This is a genomic window from Thermasporomyces composti (assembly GCF_003386795.1).
Lineage (GTDB): Bacteria > Actinomycetota > Actinomycetes > Propionibacteriales > Actinopolymorphaceae > Thermasporomyces > Thermasporomyces composti.
The window spans coordinates 1,499,213-1,520,193 of the sequence record NZ_QTUC01000001.1; the positions used below are offsets into that span (position 1 = coordinate 1,499,213).

Here is a 20,981-nt window from a genome sequence, read left to right on the forward strand (position 1 = left end):
CGACGCTCCACCGCGGCAACCGCGCCAGTACCATCCGTGCGGTGCCCGCCGCCCGACTCGCGAGCCTGGCGCTACCTGTCCTCCTCGCCCGCGTCCTCAGGCTGCTCCGCCGCAGGTGGGCGCCGCTGCTGTTCTGGTGCACCCTCGGCTACCTGCTCCATGACCTCGCGCTCCGCGCGTCGGCGTGGCTCGCCCACCGCCACCAGTGGCTGGGTTTCGGAGGTCTCGCGATCGGGGTCCTCGTCACGCTCTCGACGACGATCATGATGTTCCACGCCGCTCGCTCGGCGCTGGTCAACGTGGACACGCGAGGCGAACCTTCGGTCCTCGTGGTGACGCGCACCCGGCGGATCGTCGACGCGATCGGGGAGACGATCCTGCCCTTCCTCGTGGTGTACAGCGCCTGGGGGCTGTTCGCCGAGGAGGTGCGCACCTGGGGCATCCACGTCATCAACCAGGACCTCACCGCGGCCGACACCCTCGACGTCTTCCGGGACATGACGGGCGCGCCGCTGATCGTGGCGCTCGCGGCCTGGGTCCTGCGCGCCGGCTTGGAGCGCGTCCGCGACCACGAGGGTGCGGGCGACCGCGTGCTTACAGACCACGCCGCTGGAGTCCGTGTCGTCGAGGTGCAGACCCCCGTCACGCCCGCTCTCAACGTCGGCGTGGCGTTCTTCGAGACCCTCTACATGTTCTTCGGCCTCGTGTCGGTGTCGGCCTTGGTCAGCCAGGCGCTGAGCTGGCTGACCAGCCGGGTGGCCTACGTGGCCGTTCGCGACGCGATCGCCTCGGCGGTCGCGTGGGTGGACGGCTGGCTGCCGGGCGTCTCCCTGCCATGGCTGACGAGCGCCTGGGCCTGGCTCACCGAGCAGATCGGCACCGACGTGGCGGACGGGTTGGTCCTCCCCTTGGTCTGGCTGGTCATCGCCGCCGGGGTGTTCGGCGAGGACATGAGCCGCGAGGACACGGTGGTCACCGGGCGTCGGCTGCGCGGTGTCGAGGCCCGGCTCCGCCGTCTCCCCCATCGGGTTCGTCAGCTCTCGGACCTCCTCACCCGCGAGGCACGCGACAAGTGGACGCCGCTCGCCAACGGCTTGCGCATGGTGGTCGCCGCGGGCCCTCTGCTCTTCCTCACCTTCTGCCTCGTCTACGTGCTCGTCGAGGCGGCCATGGGGTGGGCGTTCATCGGCCTCACCCACCTCATCGGTCCGCACCCGTGGGACTGGTGGTGGCCTCGGCTCGCGGTGCTGTGGTTCGCCGAGGACGCGGTGCACGAGGTGCTGCGGATCGCGGTGCTCGCGGCGACGTACGACCTGTGCCGGGAACGCCTGCGCCGACGGGAGGCGGAGCGGCCTCGTCCTTCCAACGCACCGACTCCGCCCCGTGGTGGGGTAGCCCCCCCCCGAGTCCACCAGCGAGGGGAACGGCCCCGTTCAGCGCACCAGCACAGCCCTGGCGAAGGCCTCCGCTGACCCCTTCCAGCGGTCGCGTTCCGACGGCCTCGGCCGGCCCGCCCCGGCCCTTCTCCCCCGTCGGAGGTCCCGACAGTGGGCGGGGCACACCGCCGCCTAGCCGCCCGCGCGCGGCCGGAACTCCAGGTACCTGGGCTCGGCACCGTCCACCAGCACCTGGACCCGGAGCGCCTGGACCGCCTCCTCGGGAACGAGGAACGCGGTGACCATCGCCTGGGTGCGGCCAGGTTCGATGGGTTCACGGCTGAAGCCCTCACCGGTCGCGTAACACCCGGTCGGCGGGTTCCCGAAGCGCTCGAAGTCCGGGACGCCGAACGGCGCGCTGGTCCACGTCCGCCCTTCGTCGTCGACTACGCGCACCTGGCACGACTCGATCCGTCGGCTCGCCGCCCGGTCTCGTGGCGTGATCGAGATCCCGACGTAGTACACGACAGCGTCTCGCGGGACCCGCGCGTCCTCCCGCGGTTCGCCGGGCCGCGCGCCCAGGAGCCGCCACACCGCGCCGGCGTACGTGACCTTCGCTCCCTGCTCCACCGACACCGCCTCGTGCATCGGCGGACGGACGGTGCGCATCTCGAGCGTGTACTCGAGGACGACGGTCAGTGGGACCAACACGACCAGGCCGAGGACGTAGAACAGGTCGCCACGCCGACCAGGCCGCCGATGTCGTCCGGACCGGGCGGGCCGCCGCGTACCGGCCGCGCCACCGAGTGGCCCGGCCGCGCGCCTCCCACCGCCTCTGAGTTCACCCTCCACTGCGGTTGCTCCCTGGCTCACCCGTAGTCCACCGGTCGGAGCTCGAGGGGCGTCGATGCTCGGTCGAGGAGCCGACGCGCCGCGCTCTCGTCGATCCCGAGCTCGATGACCGCCTCCGGGGCAAGCCGGCCTCCTCCCACGTCGCCGCGGACGACGCGGAGGACAGCGCCGGCCAACCGGTCGGGCGGAATCTCGAACACGACCATCCCGCGACGCGGGATCCCCGGCTCGGCTAGCAGACCGCTGGTGAGCTGGACGTCACTCGGGACCCGCGCGGACGCCAGGTAGCTCGTGCCGTCCCGTGCGACGAGCCGCGTCCGCGTGTACGAGGAGGCCTCCCAACCCTCGACGAGCGTCGCGGTCACGACCACCCACACCCCGTCCTCGGTCACCAACGACCGCGTGGACGTGAGCCCGGGCACCGTGAGTCGACGGGCGACCTCGACCTGCTCCACCGTGATCGTGAACCCGCCGGTGTCCATCCGCTCACCGAGACGGCCACTCGTGGTGATCGACCCCATGCGGCGCTCGTCGTCAGGCACGAGTCGGTGGGCGGTGCCGATGGCGAGGAGCATCAGCAGCCCGATGAGGATTCCGAGGAGGCGTCTCACGGCTCGCCTCGCCGGACCGGGAGGACAACCCGACCGACCGCCGTGTCGGCCACCTGCCATGCCCGGCTTCGAACCAAGAAGCCTGGCGCGTACTCCCAGCGCATGCCCGTCACCTCGACCCGGTGGGGCCAGGACTGGCGAGACGGCAGTCTGTAGACGGCGAGCACGCGTCGCGGCAGGCCCGGGTGCACCTGCGCCGGCGAGTGGTCGATCGCGAGGACGACGCCGTGTCGCAGCTCGCTCGTGCGCGGCGACGTTCCGTCGATGGTGACCCCGCCGGGCAGCCGAAGAATCAACCCGCGTTGGAGGTCCCGAGGGCTGTCCACGCTCTCGTCGGCGGTCACTCGCACGTCCATCTCGAGCGTGAGGAACCTGCCGGTGTCCGCGAACTCCGAGTCGTTCAGCGGGTCCCTGCTCGTGGTCCAAGCTCGGCGCGGTGTGAGGACGAACCGCCCCGTGTCGAGGCCCTCTCCGAGGCGGACCAGGGGCGCCTTCTCCGCGGGCGCCGTGCGCAGCCCACCGGACCAGGCGAGCGCGCCGACGATCAGCGCCAGGTCGAACAGCCCGATCACGACGAGCAGGACGGACAGGCGGCGTCTGGCCGCATCGGGCGCCTCAGCCGGGCGACCAGGCTGGAGCGTGCGTGGCGCAGGCGGCGGCACGACCGGGATCCTACGGACCGCCGTCCGGCGCATGAACAGCCGTCACGCCGCCGCGGACGGCACAGGGCCGAGCGTCACGACGGGTTCGCTCGTGCGGTCTCCTCGTCGGGGACCCGCCAGTAGACACCGTCCGCGTCGATGGCGACGAGGGGGGCGGTGATCCCGTGCGCCGCGCGATAGTCCTCGACGGCGCGGCGGCAGCCTTCGACCGCGCCGTAGTCATCGACGATGCAGTAGCCGCCCGGCGAGAGCTTCGGATAGAGCGCCTCCAGCGCCTCGATGGTGCTGCCGTACATGTCACCGTCCAGCCGGAGGACCGCCAGTCGCTCGACGGGTGCCGTCGGCAGGGTGTCGTGGAACCAACCGGGGAGGAACCGCACCTGCTCGTCGAGGAGACCGTAGCGGCGGAAGTTCTCGCGGACCTCCTCGAGGGAGACGGCGAGCTCGCTGAACGTGTGCAGCGGGTCGCCCGCGTCGGCCGGGTACTTGCTCACGTCCGGCGCCGGGAGGCCGCTGAAGGAGTCCGCGAGCCACACCACCCGGTCGGTCACCCCGTACGCGGCGAGCACACCGCGCATGAAGATCGCGGCCCCGCCCCGCCAGACACCGGTCTCGATGAGGTCTCCGGGGACGTCCTCACGCAGGACCTGCTCGATGCAGAAGCGGAGGTTGTCCAGCCGCTTGGTGCCGACCATGGTGTGGGCGAGCCGTGGCCAATCCCGCCCGGCGCGACGAGTCTCCGGCGTCGTCTCCTTGACGAGCGTGAAGTGACGCCGCGCGAGCAGGCGAGCGAGGAGTCGAGCCGTGGGCCGTCTGGCGGTCCACACGACGCCGTCACGCCCATCCCACAGGGAGAACGTGAGGACGTCCCGGAGGAGGCGGAGGTACCGGTCTCGAAGGGCTGCCGAGCCATCGCCAGCGTCGGTCGCAGCGCCCGTGTCGACCTCAGCGGCGACCGCCGCACGCACGTCGGTGCTCCCATTGACGTCAGCAGTCCCGACCGTCTCGCGGGTGGCCATGCTCACCGTCTCCACCAGCTACCCCCGTGTCTTCACTCCGTGCGTCCGCGCCGACGAACCAGGGGACTCCCGCCACGAATCAGGCGATCGGCACGAAGGGTGACCTTACTACACGTATTGACTATTGGTAGTGGAATGGTGACGTTCAGTTCAGATGAGGAACGTCTCATCCCACCACCACCCGAGCCGACGGCGGCGAACGAGCCCGCGTCCGCGCGACAACGAGGGCTCGCGACGTGATCACCACCTAGGCTCTCGGTATGGCGAGCCAACGGGGCATGAGCGTGCTGCTCGCCTCGAACCGAGGACCGGTGTCATTCGTCCGCGAGAAGGGGGCACTGCGTAGCCGGAGTGGCGGGGGTGGGCTTGCGGCCGCCCTGTCGAGCGTGCCGAACCAAGCCGGGTTGTTGTGGGTGTGCTCGGCGCTGTCGGACACCGACCGAGCTGTCGCGCGAGGTGCCCCGCGCGGACGTCTGGACCTGGCCGGGTACGACACCGGCGGCGTCTCGGTCCGCCTGCTCGACATCGACCCCGAGACCCTCGCGCGGGCCTACAACGGCGTGGCGAACTCGGTCCTCTGGTTCGTCCACCACATGCTCTACGACACGCCGACCGAGCCGGTGTTCGACGGTGGCTTCGTCGCGGACTGGGCGTCCTACCTGGACTACAACGCCGCCTTCGCCACGGCCTTGGCCGAGGAGGCGGCACCGGGCGCCCGGGTCCTGGTCCAGGACTACCACTTGAGCCTCGTCCCACGCCTGCTGCGCGAGCTGCGACCCGACCTCGCCATCGCGCACTTCTCCCACACCCCGTGGGCGCCGCCGGACTACTTCCAGCTGCTCCCCGCGGACACCGGCGTCGCCCTGCTGACCGGGCTGCTCGCCGCCGACCACGTGGGCTTCCTCGCCCCCCGCTGGGCCCGCGCGTTCCTCGACTGTTGCGAGGTGGTGCTGGGCGCCAGGGTGGACCGCGACAACGCGGTCGTGGAGCACGACGGCCGCGCCGTCCGGGTCGCCGTCCATCCACTCGGCGTGGACGCCGAGAGCTTCCGGGCGCGGGTCAACCAGCCGGATGTCGCGAAAGCGGCCGACGTCCTTCGCGACCTCGTGGGCGATCGCCGGCTGGTAGCCCGCGTCGACCGTGCCGAGCTGAGCAAGAACATCGTCCGCGGCCTGCTGGCCTACCAGGACTTGTTGCGCCGCTACCCGCGATGGCGAGGTCAGGTGGTGCACCTGGCCCTCACCTACCCGAGCCGCCAGGACCTGCCGCAGTACCGCGAGTACACCGCGACCATGCGGCGAGTCGCCGATCAGATCATCGACGAGTTCGCCACCCCCGACTGGACACCCCTCGTGCTCGCGGTCGAGGACGACTATCCCCGGTCGCTCGCCGCCTATCGCCTCGCCGACGTCGCCCTCGTCAACCCCATCCGCGACGGCATGAACCTGGTCGCCAAGGAGTTCGCGGTCGCCTCCGACAAGGGCTGTGCGCTGGTGCTGTCCCGCGAAGCCGGCGTGGCTGCGGAGTTCTCCGACGCCGCGCTGCTCGTCAACCCCTTCGACGTCACCGGCACCGCCGACGCCCTCCACGCCGCTCTGTCCATGGACGACGACGAACGTCGCGAGCGGTGTGCGCGCCTGGCGATCGCCGCCGGCGCCTACCCGCCGGGCCGTTGGCTCACCGACCAAGTGGCCGCACTGGACCGCGTCCGAGACACGGCACGCCGGTAAGCGCTCCTCAGGCCGGTCCACGCACAGGCCACGCGCCGCTGAGAGTTCTCTCATCTTGGCGCCCTGGTCCGCTCTTGTCCCGCACGCCCACGGGAGCTCGCCTAGTCTCTGGCCGACATGCGTTCTCCCAGCTCGAAGGACGATCCGATGCGGTCGTCAACACGAACCCCCACACCGACCGACACGTGGTGGCCTCCGGTCTCGGTCGTGCTCGCGGTGCGCAACGAGGAACGGCATCTGCCCGCGACGGTGCGCCACGTCCTCGCCCAGCGGTATCCGGGCGAGCTGGAGCTGGTGATCGCCGTCGGCAGGTCGACGGACCGCACCGCGGAGATCGCCCAGGAGCTCGCTGCCGCCGACCCGCGTGTCCGCGTGGTCGACAACCCGACCGGTACCACGCCCAGCGGCCTCAACGCCGCGATCCGCAACGCCCGACACGACATCATCGTGCGGGTCGACGCGCGCGGGCTGCTGGATCCCGACTACGTCCGGCTGGCCGTGGAGATCCTCGACGCGACCGGAGCCGACAACGTGGGTGGCGTTCTCGTCGCCCAGGGCGAGACGCCACTGGAGCAGGCGATCGCCCGCGCGATGACGAGCTGGATCGGCATCGGCAGCGGCGGCGGCCGCTTCGATCCGAACGGGAGGCCTGGGCCCGTCGACACCGTCTACCTCGGCGTCTTCCGACGTGCCGTGCTCGAGCGGCTCGGCGGCTACGACGAGAACCTCATTCGCACCCAGGACTGGGAGCTCAACTACCGCATCCGCCGGGACGGTGGCGTCGTCTGGTGCGATCCCCGCCTGCGCGTCACCTATCGACCGCGCCCCAACCTCACCTCCATGGCCGCGCAGTTCTACTCGAACGGCCGATGGCGGCGCGCGGTTGGCCGGCTCCATCCGGGCACGTTGCGCTTCCGCTACCTGGCCCCGCCGGTCACCACCGTCGGCTGTCTGGCGGGTGCGCTCCTCGGCCTGGTCGGCGTCGCGATGCCGCCGCTGATGGTGGCGTGGAGCGTGCCGGCGGCCTACCTGGTCGCGATCGTCGTCGGATCGGCCATCGCCGGTCGCGAGCTGCCGTGGCGCGCGCGGTTGTGGCTTCCTCTGGTGCTGGTCGTCATGCACCTGACGTGGGGGATCGGCTTCCTCACCAGTCCGCACTCGCTCGGTCGGGCTACGCCGCGTCCCCCAAGGGTCGACGACGCGGTGGCCCGCGCGGCCGCCCGCGATCGACGATGAGGCCCGCACCAGCACCGAGCGACGAGTCACCGGGATGGCCGGCGGTGTCGGTCATCATGGCCGTGCGAAACGACGCACCCTACCTGCGGGAGACGCTGGAACGAGTCCTGTCTCAGGGCTGCCCCGGGACACTCGAGGTCATCGTCGCCGTCGGTCCCTCCCACGACGACACCCACGACGTGGTCGCGGCCGTGGCCGCGACGGACCCGCGTGTCCGCCTCGTCGACAACCCGGTGGGTACGACGGCGAGCGGCCTCAACGCCGCCCTGGCACAGGCACGGCACGACGTCGTCGTCCGCGTCGACGCCCGAGGCCGGCTGACTCCCGACTACGTCCGCCGGGCCGTCGAGATCCTGGCGGAGACCGGCGCGGACAACGTGGGAGGGGTCTTCGCCGCGCGAGGAGAGACTCCCCTCGAGCACGCCATCGCGCGAGCCATGACCACCTGGCTCGGCATCGGATCCAGCCGAGGGCGCTTCGACGCCAAGGGGACGGCAGGTCCGGTCGACACCGTGTATCTCGGCGTGTTCCGACGCGCCGTGCTCGACCGCCTCGGAGGCTACGACGAGTCTCTTGTTCGCGGCGAGGACTGGGAGCTGAACTACCGCATTCGGCAAGCGGGCGGGACGGTCTGGTACGACCCGAGGCTGCGCGTCGACTACCGGCCACGGCCCACGGTGGCCGCCTTTGTCGAGCAGTTCTACTCGAACGGCCGCTGGCGACGCGCGATCTGCCGCCGCCATCCCGGCACCTGCAGCGCTCGGTATCTCGCAGCCCCGCTCACGATGGTGGTCTGCGCCGCCGCCGCACTCGTCGCTGCATGCGGCGCCCTGGTCGGAGTTCCCACGCTGTCCGCCGCCTTGGTCCTGCCAGCTGGCTATGTCCTTCTGGTCACCGCCGGGGCGGCCGTTGTCAGCCGAGACCTGCCATGGCGCGCCCGACTGTGGCTTCCGGTCGTCGTGTCAATGATCCATTTCGCGTGGGCCCTCGGCTTCCTCACGAGTCGAGAGAAGCCCCACGTGACGGGGCCTGGGCAGGTTGGTCAGCGACACCGACACGATCAAACGAAGTGCGGTCGAGAGAGTGCGGATCGAGCACGTCCCGACCACACAAGCCTCGACGACACATGCCTCGGTCAACCAGACCTCGCTCAAGCGAGTCTCGATCAATCGAGCCTCGATCAATCGAGCACTGTCTCGGTTGAATAACGCACCACACAAAGACGCACGCCGTCACCGCCAGTCAGCGTGGCATCCAGCACCGACCAAATCGTTTGATTTCCTGCGTGAACGGTCAATAAGCGATTTAGTGAATCCGTCTGATTCGTACTGAGTCAGCGTCGGCGCATGACACCCGCTGGTGATGGTCAATGGGGGCGGTATGCGGGCATCGGGACACCTGACCGGTGGTGGCGCGACCCTGCCGAACCGGAACGGTGAGCTCGTCAGCGACCCGCCACGTCACCCCGACACGGTGACCGCCGCGCCGACTTCAGGCGTCCTTGACCGACAGGCGGGGCCCACGCCACCGCCTGTCGCCAGCTTTCCACCGGCGCACCGAGGTCCCCGCCCGGGGCGCAGGCCACGTGCGGTGATCCTCGACGAGACCGCTCCTGTCGCGCCGGCCGAGAACGGCCTCGACGAGGAGCTCGACGTCGTGGCGCGGTTACCGCTCCCACCGGATCCGCACGCTCTCGCCAGCGTGCTGGCGTACTGGCGCCCGAAACTCATCCTGGTCAACGCGTCCTTGGACGCGGTCGACTACTGGCTGTTGCGCGTCTGCCGCCACCACCGCGTCCAGGTCCTGGTCCGCGCCCGACCTGCCTACGGGCTGCTCGGCTCGACCCACTTTCGCCGTTTCGGGGGAACGCCCTGGCTTCCCTTGCGCTGGCCGGGTCAACGACGCGGTGCCGCGTTCTGCAAACGACTCCTTGACATCGTCCTGGTGATCGTGAGCGCGCCCGTCGTCGTGCCGCTCATGCTGATCGTCGGCCTTCTGGTGAGCCTCGATGGCCCGCCGCTCTACGTCCAGGAGCGGGTGGGACGAGGCGGCCGCCGCTTCCGACTGGTGAAGTTCCGGACGATGCGGGTGCGCGCGGAACTTGCCACCGGCCCCGTCCTCGCCACCCCAGAGGATCCGCGGATGACCCGTCTCGGACGGGTTCTGCGGCGCTACCGCATCGACGAACTGCCCCAGCTGTGGAACGTGCTTTGCGGTCAGATGAGCCTCGTCGGGCCTCGCCCCGAACGGCCGGAGCTCATCCGCCAGTTCCGCGGCGTCCCGCACTACGACCTTCGCCACCTCGTCCGACCCGGCCTCACCGGGATCGCCCAACTCACCGGCGGATACGGCGCCAGCGTCGAGGAGAAGCTGCGCTGCGACCTGCTCTACGTCAGCTGCTGGTCCCTCGGGCTGGATCTGCGGCTGCTCGCCCTGACCGTCCGTGACCTGTTCCGGGGATTTCCGCGTGGCTGACCTGGAAACACGCCCATCCGTGGCCGGCCGCGTCGCGCGGAACGGCGCGGCACTGTTCACCGCCCGCGTTGCCGGAGCGCTCGCCGGAACCCTGGCGCTGCCGGTCCTCTACAGCCGGCTCGGACGCCAGGAGTTCGGTGTCTGGGTCCTGCTGGCCGGCCTCGTCGCCCTCATGGGCTACGTCGACATGGGGCTGGGCTCCGCGCAGACCCGCGAGGTCGCCAGGGCGGTGAGCCTGGGTGAGACTCGAACGGCGCGCGCGGTGCTGGCCATCGGGGTTGGGTGGGGCGCGTGCCTCAGCGCGCTCGCCCTGGCTGGCTTCCTGCTCTGTTGGCCGGCCGTGGCGAGCCTCTTCCGGCTCGGGCCGCTGGCGGCGGAGGCGCACGACGCGGTGCTCGTTCTCCTTCTCGGTTTCACGGTCGTCTGTGTCGCGGGACCGTGGCGTGCCGTGCTCGAAGGACTCCAGCGCTACTCCACCGTCGCCGCGCTCGACGGAGGCGCCGCCGTCCTCAACGCGGCGTTGTCGGCGATGGCGGTCCTCGCTGGCGGCGGCTTGGTCGCGCTGGCTGTCGTCACCTCGCTGACGAACACGGCCCGCTCGGTGGCGATCGTCGGCTTGGCTCACCGAACGGCACCCTCGCTTCGACCGAGTCCAGCCGACCTGTGTCGTCAGCACGTGGTCGCCGCGCTCCACTACTGCGTCCCCATCCAGGTGACGAATGTCGCGGCCGCCGCCAGCAACGAGACGGACCGCTTGGTGCTCGGGGGCTTCGTCGGCCCCGCCGCGGTGGCCGGATACGAACCCGGCAACAAGCTGGCGAACCTGCTGCGGATGCCCGCGGCGTTGATCACGACCGCGATGTTCCCGGCCGCCGCCACCGCGGCGGCGACGGCGGACCCGGCCAGGTTGAACCGCCTCTACCTGGGGATGACGAGATACCTCGCCACGTACGCGGCACTGGGGGCGGCGTTCCTCGTGGCCTGCGCGGACCCCTTGGTGCGGTTGTGGCTCGGTCATCGGGTCCCGCTCGCCGCCACCACGCTGGCGCTCATGGCGCCGGCCTACGCGGTCAACGTCTGCACCTGCGCCGCCCAGATGGTGACCCGTGCGGAAGGCAGACCCGGACGGGAGACAAGGTTCGCCCTCGTCACCGCCGGACTGAACCTCGTGCTGACCCTGCCGCTGCTGGCGCTGCTGGGGCCGTGGGGCGTTCCGTTGTCGAGTGCGTTGGCCCTGGCGGGCGGCGGGGCGTACTTCTTCGTCCACTTCCACCGCGACTCCGGCCGCCCGCTCCGCCTGCTGGCTCGAGCCCTGACCTGGCCGGCGGTCGTGGGCGTCGCGGCCGGCCTCGCCGGCTGGCTGACGACCCCCTACCTGCCCGGCGGGCCCGGTCGGGTCGGCGCCGCGACGACGTTGCTGTGTCAAGGCCTCCTGACCGTGCTCGTGGGTATCGCGCTGCTCACGGCGGTGGGCTTCTTCGACGCCACGGATCGGGAGCGGCTCCGCGCCATCGTCGCCGTGCGCCGGACGCCGGCTCTCGTCGGGCCACCGATGGAGAGGAGTCCGCGGTGAGTGGACAGGTAAGCGTCGACCAGCCGGCACCGCGCCACGCCGCGCGGACCTGGCCCTGCCCGGTGTGCGGCGAGCGGCGCGGGGACGAACCCGCGTTCGCCGGCTGGGTCCGAGCGTGCGTCTCGTGCGGCTTCATGTGGACCGTCGGTGCCGAGACCGTGGCGTCCCAAGCCGATCTGTACGACGAGGACTACTTCCTCTGGCAGAGCTACCACGACTACTTCGGGAGCGCCCGCCAGCGGCGGTGGGAGGCCACCCGTCGACTGAGGTGGCTGCTCAAGGCGACCCACCCGGTCCGGCCGCGGTCGCTTGTGGAGGCCGGCGCGGCGGCCGGCTTCTTCGTCGCCGCCGCGCGGGGGGAGGGCATCGACGCGGTCGCCATCGAGCCAGCACGGGTCTGCGTGCGGTACGCGCGGGATCGGCTCGGTATCCCCGTCCACGAGGGAACCCTCGAGACCGTTCGGCTCGAGCGGCAGGTCGAGGCGGTGTGCGCCTTCCACGTGCTGGAGCACACCGACGACGTCCATCGCTTCCTGTCCGCCGCCCACGACGCGCTGCTGCCCGGCGGCTGGCTGGCGCTGGAAGTGCCCAACGCTGCGTCGCCCGTCGCGCGTCGCCAGGGTCGTAACTGGCCACATCTCTCTCCCCTGCACCACCGCTGGCACTTCGGGCCGCAGACCCTGGTCCGACTCGTCGAGAGCCATGGGTTCGTCGTCATCGCCCACGACACGCTCTTCGGCCGGCACTACATGCGGAGGCCGTGGCTGCGGGCCGGCCTCGTGCTCGCCGAGTCGAGGGCGTGCCACGCGCCCCGCCTGCGGACGACGCACCCCCGCGACGGGGACCTGTTGCGACTGATCGCGCGGCGACCGGAAGGCACCACCCCATGACCGATCTGCGCGTGTCCGTCCTGCTCGTCAGCTGGAACACCAGGGAACAGACCCGGCGGTGCCTCGCCTCCCTCGAGGCCGCCGCGCGCCCTGACGTCAGCTACGAGGTCCTCGCCGTCGACAACGGCTCCCGCGACGGCTCCGCGGAGCTGCTCGAGACCTGGCCCGGCGTCCATCTGCTGCGCAACGAGGCCAACCTTGGCTACGCCCGGGCGGTCAACCAGGCCTACCTCCGAGCCGGCGGCGAGTTCGTCCTCCTCCTCAGCACCGACGTCTGTCTGAGACCCGGTGCTCTGGCCGCGATGGCGCGCTTCCTCGCGAACCGGCCCGGCGCGGCGGGCGTCGTCCCGCTCTTCCTCTCCTCCGTCCCACCCGGCTCGCTGGACCAGCACTACCGCCACTTCCCGACCCCGCGCACCGAGCTGGCGTCGTTCACGGCCTTCGGTCGCCTGCCGGGGTTCCGCGGACCCCTCCGGCGTCACCTCATGTGCGATGACGACTTCTCCGAGCCCCGCGTGGTCGACGCGCCGGTATCCGCCTGTCTCCTGCTGCGCCGGTCGACGCTGAGCCCGGACCACATCCTCGACGAGCGCCTACCGCTGTACGCCAACGACACCTTGCTGGCTCGGTCTCTCGCCGAGCGCGGTCACACCTTGTGGGTGACGCCGGACGCAGTAGTGGCGCACACGGCAGGCGGAAGCACCAGGCTGCTCGACCCGTCCGTGCGCTCCCAGCACCAGATCGGCTCGTTCGTGCGCTACCTGCAGATGACCGAGCCGGACACGAGCCTTCGGCTGTTCCGGGCGGGCATGTGGGTCGACTGGCTCGCCCGCACCGTGACCGGCCGGCGTCGTCGCCTACGTCGGCGGGCGCTGGCCGCCGCTCTCCGAGGAGAGCTTCCCCCGCTCCCGGACGCCCCGCTGGGCGCCACGACCGCGCCACGAGCGGGCGCTCCTGAACCAGCCCGTACGGCCCGAGAGAGCACGCTCTCGTCCGCGGCGACGACCCCCTCCAACGGCCAAGCCGGGACGACCGCTCACCACGCAGACCAGCGGGCCCCGCACCCGGCGGAACGGAGCGGCCCATGAGACGCCCCGACGTGTCCGTGCTCCTCGTGAGCTGGAACACCGTACGCGAGACCCGAGCCTGCCTCGAGTCCATTCCCGAGGCGGTCGACGACGACCTGACCGTCGAGGTCATCGCCGTCGACAACGGGTCCCGTGACGGGTCGGCGGAGCTGCTCGCCTCGTGGCCGGACGTCCTGCTTCTGCGGAACGAGACCAACCGCGGCTACGCCGCCGCCGTCAACCAAGCCTTCGCGTGCGCACAAGGCAGGTTCATCCTGCTCCTCAACAGCGACGTGCGACTGCACCCCGGGGCGCTGAGCGCCCTCGCCCGATTCCTGCGGGAGCGGCCCGACGTCGCCGGCGTCGCACCAGCGTTCGTGGACGCGAACGGCCACGCGCAAAGTCCCTACCTGCGGCTACCGACCCTGCGCAGTGCGATCGCGGCGGCGACCGGACTGCGCCGGTTTCCCCCCTTCCGCCACGCCTACCGCGCCTACCTCATGGAGGGCGAGGACTTCACGCGCCCCCGGCCGGTGCCGCAGCCACCTGCGAGCTGCCTGTTGTTGCGGCGGTCGGTTCTGCCAACACGACGCCTGCTCGACGAGCGACTGCCCGTCTACTTCAACGACGTGCTGCTGGCGTGGGGACTCGCTGCGGCCGGACACCAGCTGTGGATGACACCTGACGCCACCGTCACCCACACGGGCGGGTCCTCGACCAGACTTCTGGGCACACTGGCCCGCACACGCCACCACGTGCGGGGGCTCGCCCGCTACCTGCGCTTGACGATGCCCGCGCCGAAGGTGGTGCTCTTCGTCCTCGCCGTCGTGCTCGACCAGACGTTTCGACGGCTGGCCGGTCGGGCGAGGACACCGCGGATCCGCGACCTGATCGCCGGCCTGCGCGGGGAGCAGGCCCCGATACCGGGCGGCGACGTTCGGCCCTGGTTGGTGATGCTCAGCGCCTGCCCGTGGTCGACGGGTGAGCAACGTCAACACGCCCTTGCTCGCGAGCTCACCAGCGACCATCGGGTGCTCTACGTGGAGCCACCCGGTCGGCGGGCCCGGTGGCGCTTCACGGTGCGCCGCATGGGTCCCTCCCTGTGGCGGGCCACGCCACCGGCGGTCTTGCCGTTCAGTCGACACGTTCCGCCAGCGAACTGGCTGAACCGGTGGGTGGCGGCGGTGCTGCTGCGCCGATGGCTCGACCGACGACCGGGAACCCGGCTGCTGTGGGTGGACGACGAGCTCGCCCGACCCATCGTGCGCCGGCTCGGCGCGGAGCTGATGGTCTACGACGCCGTCGACTTGAACTGGACCTTCACCCGCGTGTGGAACCGCTGGCACCTGCGCCGCGGGCTTCGTGCGACCGTTCGCCACGCCGACCTGGTGCTCGCCTCCTCGCCCGCGCTCCCGGCCAGGCTTCCCCCGGCTCGCCGCCGACCGATCGTCGTGCCCAACGCCTGCGACCCGACGCGGTTCTCGCCCGAGGGTCCGGTGGCGATGTGGATGGCCAGTCTGCCGGCACCACGCCTCTGCTACGCCGGACGCGTCGACACCCGTGCGTTCGACGCCGAGCTCATCGCGGCTCTTGCCCGACAGCGGCCGGACTGGACGTTCGTCCTCTGTGGTGACTCGACGCCGGCCGGGCGGGCGCCCCTCGCTGGCTTGCCGAACGTGCACCTCGCCGGGCGGATCCACTTCGACGACGTGCCGGCCGTGCTGCGCGGAGCCGACGTCTGTCTCATCCCCTACCGGCTGAGCCCGCTGGTCGACTACGTCCAGCCCAAGAAGCTGTACGAGTACCTCGCGCTCGGCAAGCCAGTCGTCGCGACGCCGCTGCCGGCGCTGCGGTCCCTCGCGGACCTCATCCACCTCGCCCAGGGACCCCACGAGTTCGAGAAGGCGATCGAGAAGGCGCTGTTGGAGGCGTCCTCTCCCACCGCCGCCACGGCTCGCGTGGAGGCAGCCCGACGGAACACCTGGCGGGTGCGGGCGGACCAGGTCAGGCGCCTGCTCGCCGCGGAGAGGGGGCGGTCGGGGTGAGGACCTGGGTCGCCTGGCCGACCGCGGCGCTCGCTGGCGCCGCCCTGGGCGTCGGCGCCACGCTGACGCTCCTCGCGCCTCGCGGGCTCGGCCTCGCCTTGGTCGGCGGTGTGGTCTGCGTGACCGTCTTCGTCCTGCGGCCGTGGCTGACGCTGCCGACCGGCATCGTCGGCGGCCCCTTGGTGGCCATGGCCGTCGGCGTGCGCGACGTCCAGGCGATCGTCACCATCCACGCGGCCATCCTGGCGGCCGGAGGGCTCGCGGTCCTGCTCCGGCGAACCTTCCTGCCCGGCGCCGACCGTAGCCGGCGCACGCCCGCCGATGCCCCGATGCTCGTGCTCGCCGTCGTCGTGGTCGCATGCGCCGCGTACGGGCTGACCCGACACGCGCCGTACGACGTCATGGTCGGCACCTACCAGCTCGCTGTTCTCCCCGCCTACTACTTCTTGGCCACCACGACGTTCACCACCTCCCGTGCACTGCGCGCCGCTGGGATCGTCTACGTGGTCGCGGCCACCACCTTCGCCCTCGCCAGCCTCGCGACCCCTGGACAGCACGGGGGCCTGCTGTCGGCCCTGGCTGTCCCGCCGCTCATCGTCGCCTCCTGCCGAACCCGTGGCGTACGACGTCTCGCCTGCCTGGTGGCGGTCGCGGTCTTGCTCGCCGACGTCGTGCTTGCCGGATACCGCTCCATCTGGCTCGCCCTCGGCATCGCACTGCTTGTCATGGTCGTCCGGGGCGCTCCCTCCGTCCGCCGCTGCGTCGCGCTCAGCCTTGCGGCCGGTGTCCTCGTCGTCGGTGGCGGGATGGCGATGAGCACGGGGGTGCAGGAGCGCTCCCACATTGTCGAGCAGAAGCTCACCACGTCGTCGGGTTATCGCGGCGCGGAGGCTTCGACTGGGCTCGCTGTCTTCGCGGCGAACCCTGTGCTGGGCGAAGGTCTGGGTCAAAGCACCCCGGACGTCTACCTGCCCCCGTATCGCGTGACGGACGTCGGGCCGGTCTACCACGCGTTCTGGGTGACGGTCCTCGCCAACACCGGGCTCGTCGGGCTCATGGCCGTGTGCTGGCCGCTCGCCGTGGCCATTCGGATCGGCCTCACCGACCGGGCCGGACTCTCCTTGAGCTTCGCGGCCTTGGCCGCCGGCTTCGTCGTCGCCGCGAGCTTCGCGGGTCCCACCGACGGTCACTGGGAGCTCGGGCTCCTGCCCGCCCTCGTGCTGCTCACCAGGGCGCCCGCGACGCGTCCCACCCCCCACCCGCCCCTGGAGGTTTGGTATGCGCACGCAAGAAGCGGTGCACCGGTACGAGCCAGTCACTGAGCTGGGCGCGACCGCCATCGTGGTCACACACAACTCCTACGCCCACATCGGTGAGTGTCTCGCGGCGCTTCGTGCCTCGGGCGTCGCCGTCAGGGTTGTCGACAACGCGTCCACCGACGGAACCACGTCACTCGTCGCCGCCTCGTACCCGGACACCTGGCTGGTCGCCAACACCGACAACGTGGGCTTCGCCGCCGCCGTCAACCAGGCCTTGGCGGGGGTCACGACCGACGTGGTGCTGCTGGTCAACCCCGACTGCGTGCTGCGGGAGGGAACGGCGGAAGCCCTGGTCAAGCTCCTTCGTGACCATCCCGACATCGGCATCGCGGGCCCGCGTCTGGTGGGACCCGATGGCCGCCCTCGGGTGAGCGCTCACCCCTTCGAGTCCTGGGTCAGCGTGGTCGTCAGTCGGTTCGGCGGAAGCCTGCTGCCGGTCGCGGTGCGTCGGCTCCTCTGCGGCAAGCGCAGACGGCAGACCTACGACGCCTGCCGCCACGAGCCTGGGGCGCCGATCGACGTCGACTGGCTGTCCGGGGCGTGTCTGGCGGTTCGCACCTCCCTGCTCCACGAGCTCGGCGGCCTCGACGCGGCGTACTTCATGTACTACGAGGACGAGGAGCTGTGCCTGCAGGCCGGGAAGCGTGGCGCCAGGGTCGTCTACCTGCCGAGCGTGCAGGCCATGCACATCGGCGGCGCCAGCACCAATGACCCACGGCGCATCTGGCCGCACCTGTACCGCAGCATGATGCGCTTCTTCGTGCGGCACCGCCGCCGAAGCTATCCGGTCGTCCGGCTCGCCGTGCTGGTCCGCGCCCTGCTCGGGATCGTGCTCGCCGGAGCACGCTCGCTGACCCGTTCCACAACCGCACGGGCCCGCGCCCGGGCTTGGGCGGAAGTCGCCCGCATCGCCTTGGCGGCCAAGCCCAGCGCCATCGAAAGGGGGAACACGTGCACGTTCTGATCAGCGTCATCGCCAACCGTGCCGACAACTGGGTGGACCTGTTCAAGGCTCTCCTGCGGCGCCCGGATGTGGAGCTCACCGTCCTCGCGGCCACCATGACGCCACACACGCGAAGCGTCCTCCATGCCCTCGCCGGAGAGCATCCGCACTTCCACCTCCACGTGGCGCGGCGGATGCCCGGTACCGACCTGACCGGGCACATGGCCTCCGTGATGCTCCGGCCCGGCAGCGGACACGCGTTGCGCTCCCGACGTCCGGACGTCATCCACATCATTGGCGAGCCCGCCTACCTGTCCACCCACCAGGTCCTGCGCATGCGACGCCGCTACTGGCCGGACACGCCGGTCACGGTGTACGCCGCGCAGAACGTGGTGACGCAGTTCCCGTTCCCCTTTCCGCTCGTCGAGCGACGTACCTACCAGACGGTCGACTGTGCCTTTCCCATCACTCCGGCCGCACTGAACGTGCTGCGGACCAAGGGCTACCAAGGCAAGGCGTGTGTCGTCCCACTCGGCGTCGACACCGAGACGTTTCGGCCGGCACCGTCGCCCCCGCCACCGCGACCGTTCACCGTGGGATTCGTGGGGCTGTTCGAGCCGCACAAGGGGATCGACACGCTGCTGGAAGCCGCGGAACGGCTCGACTGCGATCTCCTTCTCATCGGCAAGGGGAGCCTGACGTCGCGAATCGAGCAGGCCGCGCGACGCCGCCCGGGCCGAATCGAGGTTCATCCTTGGGTCCCGCGCGAACGTCTCCCAGACCTCATCCACCGCATGGACGTGCTCACCCTGCCGTCCGTGGAGGTCGTCCAACGCAATGTCCTGCCGTGGGTAGGCATTCCGCTCAAGGAGCAGTTCGGCCGAGTCCTCGTCGAGGCCATGGCCTGCGGCGTGCCCGTCGTCGGCAGCAACGTGGGCGAGATTCCCTACGTCATCGGCCCGGCTGGACTCATCTTCTCCGCCGGTAACGCGAGCTCGCTCGCGGCATGTCTCCGCAGGGTCCGGGACGACGCCGCGCTGGCGGATCGGCTGTCCGCCACCGCAGTCGCCCGCGCCCGACTGTTCAGCTGGTCGCGCGTCGCGGACAGCATGTGCCGAACCTGGCAGGCCCTCGTCGAGGCACGCCAACCGTCGCTTTACACGAGGGTTCCCCGACACGCGATCACGAGCGCCTCCGTCGTTGGCGTCGACGAGCCCGTGCGGGAAAGGGTCCCAGCGCTCGACCCAGCCGACGCGCACATGAACCGAACCCACGAGAAGGAAGGACAAGCACAGTGAGCACTGCCGCCAACCTCGGTGCCGCTCTCCGCGCGGCCCGCGTGCCGGCCGCCCTCGTGCTGGTGTCGACGTGCGCGGGAGTCGCCGGCGCCTACGCCGTCACGACACAGATGGAGCCGGTCTATCAGGCGCGAGCATCGGTCGTGGTCTCCGCCTACACCCGCCCCGTGCCCGTCGGGTCCGAGGAGCCGGAGGGGCGGGCCCAGCAGCCCTCGGCAGCCCCCGCCTACGACCCGAACTCCTCGCAAGCCATGGTGCCGACGGTGGCCCGTCTCGCCGAGTCCACCGCGCTCGCGCTCGAGGTGGCCGAGCAAGCCCACCTGCCCTCCGAGGCCGTCGTGGGGCAGATCGACGCGAGTTACGAGCCAGGCGTCCAGATCGTGACGCTCACCGCGTCCGCTCCCTCCCCAAGGCAGGCCGCCCGGGTCGCCAACATCGCGACCGACGTCCTGCGCGCGAAGGTCGCCGCTGGTGGCTCGCTCGGTCGCCGGGGCACGCTCCACGCCCAACCGCTCGACGAGGCTGTTCCGCCGACCACTCCGGCACTCCCGAAGCCGATGCTCAACGACGCGCTCGGAGGGCTCCTCGGGCTGCTCGTCGGCATCGGCCTGGTCATGCTGCGCAACCACCTCGACGACCGGCTGCGGTGGGCCGACCAAATCGAGGCCGAGCTGGGTCTTCCCGTCCTGGCCGCACTACCACCCGCACCGGCTCGGCACCTGCGACGCGGAGCCCGGCGCGCGTTCCAGCGTCGCCGGATGGCCCGGGCGGTCCGGGCTGGCGTGGCCGCGCTCAGTCCGCTCACCGCGCACTCGGGACGGCGGCTGCTCGTGGTGGGCGTCGACCAGGCGACGGAGGCGGCCTACGCGGCGTCCCTGCTCGCGCTTGGCCTGGCCGAGCAGCACTACCAGGTCATCTTGCTGGAAGGTCAGCTCGACCACCCCACGCTCGCCCGGCACTTCCCCGCCAGCGCCGAGCACACCATCCAGCAGGTCTTGTCCGCCCACGACGCTGTCCCGCCTGCGGCTCCGGTGGCCCTCCGCGTCGTGCCGGCGGAGCCGACGGATCCCGAGATTCGTCGAGCGCTTCTCCGCAGCGGCCCGTTCGCCCGGCTCATCTCCGCCGCGGCCACCGGCAGCGACGTCGTGCTGTTGACCGGCCCGGGTGTGCTCACGAGCGGCGACGTCTCGGCATTGGCACCGCACGCCGACGCCGCCGTCCTCGTCCTGCGGGCGGACTGGACTCGGGTGAGCGACGCCCATCGCGCGGTGGGTGTGCTGCACCGGCTCGGACTGCCGGTGGCGGGCGTGGTCGTCGTCAACGCGCTGGACGCCGGTCGTCGCTGGCACCGTCGAGACGTCGCGCTCACCGGCGTCCCCGTGGAGGACACGACCACTCGTGTGGTGGAACAGCCACACGAGGCGAGCACAGCGCGCATCGCGCGGGCGGGCATCGCTGCCGCGTCGTCGTGGTCCCCCGCGCCGGCGAGGTCCGGTGTGTCGTCGGACTCGTCCGTCACGTCCTCTGCACCGGCGAAGGAGCCAGCGGCGGCCAAGGACTCCTCCGCCGAGGACGAGGCGGTCGAGGATGCCGCGGCATCGGACAAGACGCCCGCCATGCGGCACTAGGCAACGGGGGCGGCGCTAGGGCCATGGCGGACCCAGGGTGAGGCCGGCGTGGGCCGGGTAGCGACGCGAGATCGCGAACCCGGACCGCGCCGCCGGCCCCTTCGAGTCGTCTCCCGTGCATCCCCGTCCACCACGGGGAGCGTCTCAGGGAGGCGCGTCGCGACTGCTGTGTTCTGCGACAGCACGGCCCTCGTCGGGTGCCAGGTCCTGTCGCGGCTGCCGGGTCACCCCTCGAGTTCCGACCGCGATGGCGATCG

General features: G+C 71.2%; 17 protein-coding genes. 13 read left to right on the top strand and 4 right to left on the bottom strand.

Going from position 1 to position 20,981, the window contains the following annotated elements; all coding sequences use genetic code 11:
• Nucleotides 1–41 precede the first annotated feature (41 nt).
• Entirely contained in the window at nt 42–1,472 is a 1,431-nt protein-coding gene (locus DFJ64_RS06555; RefSeq protein ID WP_115849638.1) for a hypothetical protein, read from the top strand.
• Nucleotides 1,473–1,568: 96 nt separating this feature from the next.
• Here DFJ64_RS06555 and DFJ64_RS06560 read toward each other — a convergent pair whose 3' ends face one another.
• From DFJ64_RS06560 to DFJ64_RS06575, 4 genes are all read right to left on the bottom strand, one after another.
• Nucleotides 1,569–2,228 (bottom strand): hypothetical protein, encoded by a 660-nt coding sequence (locus DFJ64_RS06560; protein WP_115849639.1) that lies wholly within the window; start codon nt 2,226–2,228, stop codon nt 1,569–1,571.
• Between the two features lie 17 nt (nt 2,229–2,245).
• Complete coding sequence (locus DFJ64_RS06565; protein ID WP_115849640.1) at nt 2,246–2,839, bottom strand: hypothetical protein; 594 nt, start codon at nt 2,837–2,839, stop codon at nt 2,246–2,248.
• The gene (locus DFJ64_RS06570; RefSeq protein ID WP_115849641.1) at nt 2,836–3,501 is read right to left on the bottom strand and encodes a hypothetical protein; all 666 of its coding nucleotides are present in this window, start codon (nt 3,499–3,501) and stop codon (nt 2,836–2,838) included. The genes DFJ64_RS06565 and DFJ64_RS06570 overlap by 4 nt, the downstream gene beginning before the upstream one ends.
• A gap of 74 nt (nt 3,502–3,575) precedes the next feature.
• On the bottom strand, nt 3,576–4,520 hold the full coding sequence (locus tag DFJ64_RS06575; RefSeq protein ID WP_115849642.1) for a TylF/MycF family methyltransferase: 945 nt from the start codon (nt 4,518–4,520) through the stop codon (nt 3,576–3,578).
• Between the two features lie 260 nt (nt 4,521–4,780).
• On the opposite strand from DFJ64_RS06575, the gene DFJ64_RS06580 reads away from it, so the two are divergent.
• From DFJ64_RS06580 to DFJ64_RS06635, 12 genes are all read left to right on the top strand, one after another.
• Nucleotides 4,781–6,250, top strand: coding sequence for an alpha,alpha-trehalose-phosphate synthase (UDP-forming) (locus tag DFJ64_RS06580; RefSeq protein ID WP_245940983.1), 1,470 nt, complete (start codon nt 4,781–4,783; stop codon nt 6,248–6,250).
• Between the two features lie 147 nt (nt 6,251–6,397).
• The gene (locus tag DFJ64_RS06585) at nt 6,398–7,486 is read left to right on the top strand and encodes a glycosyltransferase family 2 protein (protein ID WP_115849643.1); all 1,089 of its coding nucleotides are present in this window, start codon (nt 6,398–6,400) and stop codon (nt 7,484–7,486) included.
• The gene (locus DFJ64_RS06590; RefSeq protein WP_115849644.1) at nt 7,483–8,694 is read left to right on the top strand and encodes a glycosyltransferase family 2 protein; all 1,212 of its coding nucleotides are present in this window, start codon (nt 7,483–7,485) and stop codon (nt 8,692–8,694) included. The genes DFJ64_RS06585 and DFJ64_RS06590 overlap by 4 nt, the downstream gene beginning before the upstream one ends.
• A gap of 382 nt (nt 8,695–9,076) precedes the next feature.
• The gene (locus DFJ64_RS06595) at nt 9,077–9,961 is read left to right on the top strand and encodes a sugar transferase (protein ID WP_170152521.1); all 885 of its coding nucleotides are present in this window, start codon (nt 9,077–9,079) and stop codon (nt 9,959–9,961) included.
• Complete coding sequence (locus DFJ64_RS06600; RefSeq protein ID WP_245940985.1) at nt 9,954–11,534, top strand: lipopolysaccharide biosynthesis protein; 1,581 nt, start codon at nt 9,954–9,956, stop codon at nt 11,532–11,534. The genes DFJ64_RS06595 and DFJ64_RS06600 overlap by 8 nt, the downstream gene beginning before the upstream one ends.
• The gene (locus DFJ64_RS06605; protein ID WP_115849647.1) at nt 11,531–12,424 is read left to right on the top strand and encodes a class I SAM-dependent methyltransferase; all 894 of its coding nucleotides are present in this window, start codon (nt 11,531–11,533) and stop codon (nt 12,422–12,424) included. Before DFJ64_RS06600 ends, DFJ64_RS06605 begins: the two co-directional genes overlap by 4 nt.
• The gene (locus DFJ64_RS06610) at nt 12,421–13,512 is read left to right on the top strand and encodes a glycosyltransferase family 2 protein (protein WP_115849648.1); all 1,092 of its coding nucleotides are present in this window, start codon (nt 12,421–12,423) and stop codon (nt 13,510–13,512) included. Before DFJ64_RS06605 ends, DFJ64_RS06610 begins: the two co-directional genes overlap by 4 nt.
• Entirely contained in the window at nt 13,509–15,536 is a 2,028-nt protein-coding gene (locus DFJ64_RS06615; RefSeq protein ID WP_115849649.1) for a glycosyltransferase, read from the top strand. The genes DFJ64_RS06610 and DFJ64_RS06615 overlap by 4 nt, the downstream gene beginning before the upstream one ends.
• Nucleotides 15,533–16,858 carry an O-antigen ligase family protein gene (locus tag DFJ64_RS06620; RefSeq protein ID WP_115849650.1) on the top strand — a complete coding sequence of 442 codons (1,326 nt, stop codon included), beginning with the start codon at nt 15,533–15,535 and terminating at the stop codon, nt 16,856–16,858. Before DFJ64_RS06615 ends, DFJ64_RS06620 begins: the two co-directional genes overlap by 4 nt.
• On the top strand, nt 16,815–17,819 hold the full coding sequence (locus DFJ64_RS06625; RefSeq protein WP_115849651.1) for a glycosyltransferase family 2 protein: 1,005 nt from the start codon (nt 16,815–16,817) through the stop codon (nt 17,817–17,819). Before DFJ64_RS06620 ends, DFJ64_RS06625 begins: the two co-directional genes overlap by 44 nt.
• Nucleotides 17,807–19,096, top strand: coding sequence for a glycosyltransferase family 4 protein (locus DFJ64_RS06630; RefSeq protein WP_115849652.1), 1,290 nt, complete (start codon nt 17,807–17,809; stop codon nt 19,094–19,096). Before DFJ64_RS06625 ends, DFJ64_RS06630 begins: the two co-directional genes overlap by 13 nt.
• Entirely contained in the window at nt 19,093–20,724 is a 1,632-nt protein-coding gene (locus DFJ64_RS06635) for a hypothetical protein (protein WP_115849653.1), read from the top strand. Before DFJ64_RS06630 ends, DFJ64_RS06635 begins: the two co-directional genes overlap by 4 nt.
• The last annotated feature ends 257 nt before the right edge of the window (nt 20,725–20,981 follow it).